The 5967-nt window shown below is 63.6% G+C and carries 5 protein-coding genes; 4 read left to right on the forward strand and 1 reads right to left on the reverse strand.

The annotated features are described in order from the left end of the window. Nucleotides 1-168 precede the first annotated feature (168 nt). The 3 genes from LJE93_05250 to LJE93_05260 all read left to right on the forward strand — a co-directional run bounded on the left by LJE93_05250 (nucleotide 169) and on the right by LJE93_05260 (nucleotide 2994). Nucleotides 169-1716, forward strand: coding sequence for a hypothetical protein (locus LJE93_05250; GenBank protein MCG6948306.1), 1548 nt, complete (start codon nucleotides 169-171; stop codon nucleotides 1714-1716). A 70-nt stretch (nucleotides 1717-1786) separates the two neighbouring features. Continuing rightward, a complete protein-coding gene (locus LJE93_05255) occupies nucleotides 1787-2248 on the forward strand; it encodes a nuclear transport factor 2 family protein (protein ID MCG6948307.1) in 462 nt (153 codons plus the stop codon). Between the two features lie 260 nt (nucleotides 2249-2508). Next, entirely contained in the window at nucleotides 2509-2994 is a 486-nt protein-coding gene (locus LJE93_05260) for a hypothetical protein (protein ID MCG6948308.1), read from the forward strand. Between the two features lie 90 nt (nucleotides 2995-3084). Here the strand turns inward: LJE93_05260 and LJE93_05265 are convergent, their stop codons facing one another. Next, a complete protein-coding gene (locus LJE93_05265) occupies nucleotides 3085-3963 on the reverse strand; it encodes a DUF2202 domain-containing protein (GenBank protein MCG6948309.1) in 879 nt (292 codons plus the stop codon). Nucleotides 3964-4192: 229 nt separating this feature from the next. On the opposite strand from LJE93_05265, the gene LJE93_05270 reads away from it, so the two are divergent. Beyond that, nucleotides 4193-5967 (forward strand): FAD-dependent oxidoreductase (locus LJE93_05270; GenBank protein ID MCG6948310.1); only part of this gene is annotated, 1775 nt, incomplete at its 3' end.

The raw sequence follows: 5967 nt of genomic DNA on the forward strand, positions 1-5967 counted from the left end.
GACATCGACGGCCTGCCACGCGACGCCTCGCCGGATGTAGGCGCCGACGAGCTCGGTCCGCCGCCGATCTTCAGCGACGGTTTCGAGGCCGGCGACACCCGCAGGTGGTCGGCGAGGGTGCCGGCAATCTAGCCCGGAACCGCCTCCATCGCGGGATACAATGAATCGGTGCGGGAACTCGATGAACGGACCGGGTCTACCGACCGGAAGCGGATCGTCATTGTTCTTGCTCTCGTCATCGCCTGCATCGCCGCCGCCATTGCCCTCCTGCACGGCCCATCGATCCCGATGGCGCTCACCGGAGACAGCTATCAGCTGATCCAGCTCGCCCACCGTGCAGCGCACGAGCCGGAATATCTGCTCGCCGATCTCGACCAGTTCTTCAGACCGTCCGCCACCTGGCTGCTGGTGGCCGACAGGGTCGTCTGGGGTGGCTACGATCCCGCGGGCTATCGGGTCACATCTCTCCTTCTGCACCTCGTGACGTGTGTTCTCCTGTGGCTCGTCGGTCGTCGCTTTTCGCTCGGCTGGGTCTCCGCATCGCTGGTCTCCCTGATCTGGTGCACCTCGCCGTTCCTGAGCGAGTCCGTGTTCCTGGTCGCCTGCCGGTACCAGAGCCTGCTGCTGGCTCCATGGCTGATCCTGATTCTGGCGTGGCCCCGGGCGGACGAAGGTTGGAACAGTTCTCGAACCCTCACGGTGATCGGGATGATTTTCCTGGCGGCGGCCGCCAAGGAGACCTGGGTGGTGACACCGGGCCTGGTCCTGGCTCTCGAACTGGAGCGCAACAAGACGTTTCGCGAGGCGCTCCGAGCGGCCGCGGCGGTGGGAGCAGCGGTCGTGGTCTATCTGGCGGTGTACGCCGTCACCTTCGGGTCGGGCAAGCCGTATCTCGAGTCCGGGCCCCACATCCTGGCCAGAATTCCGTCGCAGCTCGCCGCGTTCTTCTTCCTCGAAGAACCGACGCCGTTCGAAGTGGTGATGAGCTGGCAGGGAGTGACAGCCTTCGTCATCACCGCCGGAATTGCCGCGTGCTGCTTCAGGTGGCGGCTGAGCGGAACCTGGGTCGCGCTCGCGCTGCTGACCCTGCCCACCTTGCCGACCATTGCGGTCCCGTTCATGCCGGTCCGGTACCTGGCCATCCCGTATGCCGGCTTCCTACTGCTCATCGCCCTTTGGGTGGGAGGTGTCGGCGTGCAGCTCCCCCGCATGCGGAGAGCTGTCCAGGCCGGCGCTCTGTTGGTCGCTGTGATAGTGATGACGGCGGGCGTCTCGATCGTGCGAGCCGATCTGCAGGATTACCGGCGAATTGCGGGCGCCCACCAGGTCCTCCTCGATGAGGCGGCCGCGGTGGCTCCGGCCGTTGCCTCTGGGGCTCCGGTCGCGGTGGTCCGCGACGAGCAGGCCCAGCCCCTGCTCGAGATCCTGCGCGAGCCCGCAGGCTTCGCCAAGCTGCCCTACACGCGGCACGAAGACCCGTACGGGTTGATCGACACAGCGGCCCTCTTCGACTGGGTGATGTCGGACGAGCACACGCGGGTGGAGCTGGTGCCCGACTGGCGTGAGAGCTGCGCCGACGTGCCGGGTCGTGTGTTGGTCCACACGCGCGGCGGCTTTGTCGACACGGGCGCGGCGCCGGATCTCGCGGCCGAAGCCAAGAATTGGCAGGACGCGGGTCGCCACGTGAGAGTGGTGAAGGCCGTTTTGCTACCGTGAGAATGCTCCGCAGTTTCGACCTACAGGAGTCGCTATGAAGCGAGCGGGAACAAGCCAGAGGAGAGTGCTCATGAAGAGATCGAAGACTGTTTTCATTTTCGCAGGAATCGCCCTTACCGCCCTTCGGCCGGTCGCACTCGCCTTCGATGACGCAACGATCGAGGCGCCGGAAATTGCCACGGAAGAGGTCCGGCGAACCGAGATCGCCTTTGCCAAGACGATGGAGGAGCGAGATTTCGAGGCGTTCCAGACCTTCCTCGCGGACGAGGCGATCTTCTACAACGGTGACCAGGAAATCCGGGGAAAAGAGGCCGTTGCCGCCGCATGGAAGAGGCTTTTCGAGGGAGCCGAGGCTCCATTCTCCTGGCGCCCTGAGGTCGTGTCGACGCTCGATTCGGGATCCCTCGGCCTGAGCTCTGGACCGATTTTCAATCCGGACGGCAAGCGCGTCGGCACCTTCAACTCCATCTGGCGCAGAGGATCGGACGGGACCTGGCAAATCGTGTTCGATCGGGGATGCACCTGCGGCTGATCGTCGCTTCGGTGAGCATCTCGATCATCAGCGGATTCGAAAAATGACCACCGATAAATGAACGGAGAACATAGAGAAACCTACACCGCCAAGCCGGAATCTCTCCGAGGCGCCCGCGTAGTGTCGGAGTGCGATGGTGCAACACTCTCCAAGCACGGAGTATCGAGACTTCGGGATACGTAGCCGGCGCATCGATGCTCATTTTCGGTCGGTCATGACCATTATGGTGCTGGGTACACGACGAAGAGGGGGAATCAGCGATGAATGCAGCCGAAGGACAGATCCTGCACCAATGGTCGGCGAGGAAGATCCACCCGGTGGTGATGGTCTATGTGGTCGCGGTCTTCCTCGTCTTCATGGCGTTGTCACGCTTCGTCTTCCACTCGCCGGCGGCGGTGAAGGCGCTGGCCGTGGCGGCGTTCGGGGCTATCGTGGCGATGATTCCCAGCGCACTCGGCAGGCTCGAGTATCGATTCACACCGTCCGGGTTGGAGAGAAGACCTCTCGATCGCAAGAAACCGCGGGATTTCGAAGAGGTTTTTCGCTGGCAGGAGCTGAGCCACACGATCTCGCTCAAGCATGGGTTCAAGTACTACCTGCGGATGGAGGACACGGGTCCGGTGAGGCGATTCTGGCGAACCCACATCTCGGACGAGTACTCCGGCGAGTTCCACGTCGAGACCGACGACCGGGAAACAGTCGCGGAAATCCTGGAACGCCACAAGAGCCCGGCTTCACCCACCTGAAGTATCAATCCCGACGCGATCAGGCCCTCACGGGGTTCCGGGGCGCCCGCAGCGTCGTTTTTCTCCCGTTTCGAGAGTTGTCCAGATCGGTCATCCCTCCTCGGGTGCCGGCCCGGCGCCTCTGCAACAACCCCTGCCCTGCCCTTGACCCCGGCCCTTACATTTGCCCTTGCCCTGGCCTTGACCTTGGCCCTGGTCCTTACAGCCGCCCTGGCCCGTAGTCCGGGCGCAGTGACCGCCAGCACCGGCAACCACTATGGCCGCGCCGGTCTCGTCGTAGACGACGCGCCGCTCGCGCTCGGCCGCGATGATCTGGTCGACCTTTTCTTGCGTCAGGTACTGGGCGGCGTAGGCCTGATAACCCTTCTTGCTCATCACCTTGGTGAAGGCGCGGATGTGGTTGCGCGAGCCCTTGGCGAGGTTGTTGGCGACCAAATGAATGTCCTGGTTGTCGCTGGCGTCGATCATCTTCTGGAGGTCGAAGAGATCGAGATCCTCGATTGTGGCGCCTACCTGGAGAGCGCCCTCCAGGGACGCTTCGCCCTTGGCGACGAGCTTCGCGTAGAGCGCGGCCAGTTCGGGATCGGTGAAGGCGCCGGTGACGTCATCCACCACCGGGTCTTTGAGCTCATAACGGGTGATGAGCAAAGCAACGTGATCCATGTGGTTTTGCTCGGCGAGGGCAATGTTGTCGAAGACGGGGAGGTCCCACTTCCGGCCGAGCGTGGTGTAGACGTCACGCGCGAGCTTCTCGTCCTCGCGGATTCGCATCACCGCCGTGCGCTCGGCATCACCGAGTTCCTGACTGGGCAGGCTCTCGAACCGCGTGCCAAGGGTGCTTCCGCACACACCACCGCCCGCCCCCTTGCCCTGACCCTGACGTTTGCATTGACCCGCAGCGTCAGACACTGGACCGCCCGTCAGCAGAACCGCGATGACGAGCAGGCTCGATACCGTGAAACGCTTCATCTTCCTCCTCCTGATTCTCCCCGACCGGAGTGCTGGCAGTAGCTTCGGGGGCTCTTCCCGTCCCTCGCACCCGACCGATCTGGTCTGATTCTACCCGCCCGCGCCGATCCCGTCCGTCAAGAAGGAGGGGTCTTTCGTAAAGAAATGCCAAGCCTCCGCCCGGCTCGCCGTTTTGACCCATTGAATCGGCACGATTAGAGTCTCCTGAGGACGGAGGAAGGGAGCCTCGATGAACAACCAGGATCTACCTCGAAAAACCCGTGTCGTCATCATCGGCGGCGGCGTGATCGGATGCTCCGTGGCCTACCATCTGGGCCACATGGGCTGGAAGGACGTGGTCCTGCTCGAGCGGGACCAGTTGACGAGCGGTACGACCTGGCACGCGGCGGGTTTGATGACCACCTTCGGCTCGACCTCGGAGACCTCGGTCGGGATGCGCATGTACACGCGAGAACTCTACGCTCGGCTCGAGGAGGAAACCGGGCTCAGCACCGGCTTCGAGCCCCTCGGCTTCATCGAACTGGCCGCCGACGCCGACCGGGTCGAAGAGTACCGCCGCGTGGCCGCCTTCAACCGGCACCTGGGCAATGACGTCGAGGAGATCGGACCCGATGAGATCAAGAAACTCTTTCCCCTGGCCAGGGTGGATGACATCGAGGCAGGCTTCTACCTGCCGCAGGACGGGCGGGTCAACCCGGTGGACGCCACCATGGCCCTTGCCAAGGGCACTCGCCAGCTGGGGGTGAGGATCATCGAGGGCGTCCCGGTCACAGGCGTCACCATCAAGAACGGCCGAGCGACCGGGGTGATGACCACACAGGGCGAGATCGAAGCCGAGTTCGTAGTCAACTGCGCCGGCATGTGGGCGCGACAGCTCGGAGCTCTGAACGGCATCTGCATCCCGAACCAGTCGACCGAGCACTACTACCTGATCACCGAGCCTTTCGAGGGCATGACGCGCGATCTTCCGATCATCGAGGATCCGTCGTGCCATGGCTACTACCGCGAGGAAACCGGCGGCCTGATGATCGGCCTCTTCGAGCCGGTGTGTGCGCCCTGGATGGTGGACGGCGTGCCCGAGGACTTTTCCTTCGGCGAGATCGCGCCTGACTGGGACAGGATGACTCCGTTTCTCGAGAAAGCCATGAGCCGCATCCCGATCTCGACGGAGGTCGGAATCTCCAAGTTCTTCTGCGGACCGGAAAGCTTCACGCCGGATATGGGTGTCGCCTTCGGCGAAGCGCCGGAGATCGAGAACTACTTCATCGCAGCCGGGCTCAACTCGATCGGCATCATCACCGGTCCCGGGCTGGGCAGGATCATGGCCCAGTGGATCACGAGCGGTGACCCGGGGGCTGACATCACGCCCATCAACCTGGATCGATTCCACCCCTATCAGTGCAACCCCGAGTACCGCAAGACCCGGGTGGTGGAGACCCTCGGTCTGGTCTACCGCCGCCACTACCCCACTCGGGTGCCGCTCACCGCGCGCGACTGCAAGCGATCACCGTTCCACGATCGCCTGAGGGACGAGCGCGCCTACTTCACCGATGTCAGCGGTTGGGAGAGCCCCGCCTGGTACGCGCCGGAAGGCGTCGAGCCGAAGGTCGAAAAGCTCTCCTGGGGACGGCAGAACTGGTTCCGCTACTGGGAGGCCGAGCACCGGGCCTGCCGCGAGGCCGTCATCGCGATGGACATGACCTTCATGGGCAAGTTCCTGGTACAAGGACGCGATGCGGGCAGGGTGCTCGACCATATCTCCGCCAACAGCGTCAACGGCCCGGTCGACACCATCACCTACACCCAGTGGCTGAATGAACGCGGCCGCATCGAGGCCGACGTCACGGTGACCAAGCTGACCGAGGAAAAGTTCATCGTGGTCGTCACCGACACCATGCACCGCCACGTCGAAACCTGGCTCAGGCGGCACATTCCCACGGACGCTCACTGCTTCGTCACCGATATCACCGGCGGTATTGGCCAGCTCAACGTCCAGGGCCCGAA

This window comes from Acidobacteriota bacterium, assembly GCA_022340665.1.
Taxonomy (GTDB): Bacteria; Acidobacteriota; Thermoanaerobaculia; order Thermoanaerobaculales; family Sulfomarinibacteraceae; genus Sulfomarinibacter.

Coding starts and splice junctions, on each gene's coding strand:
- LJE93_05260 (MCG6948308.1), top strand. CDS start 2,509: ATGAATGCAGCCGAAGGACAGATCCTGCACCAATGGTCGGCGAGGAAG.
- LJE93_05255 (MCG6948307.1), top strand. CDS start 1,787: ATGAAGAGATCGAAGACTGTTTTCATTTTCGCAGGAATCGCCCTTACC.
- LJE93_05265 (MCG6948309.1), bottom strand. CDS start 3,963: ATGAAGCGTTTCACGGTATCGAGCCTGCTCGTCATCGCGGTTCTGCTG.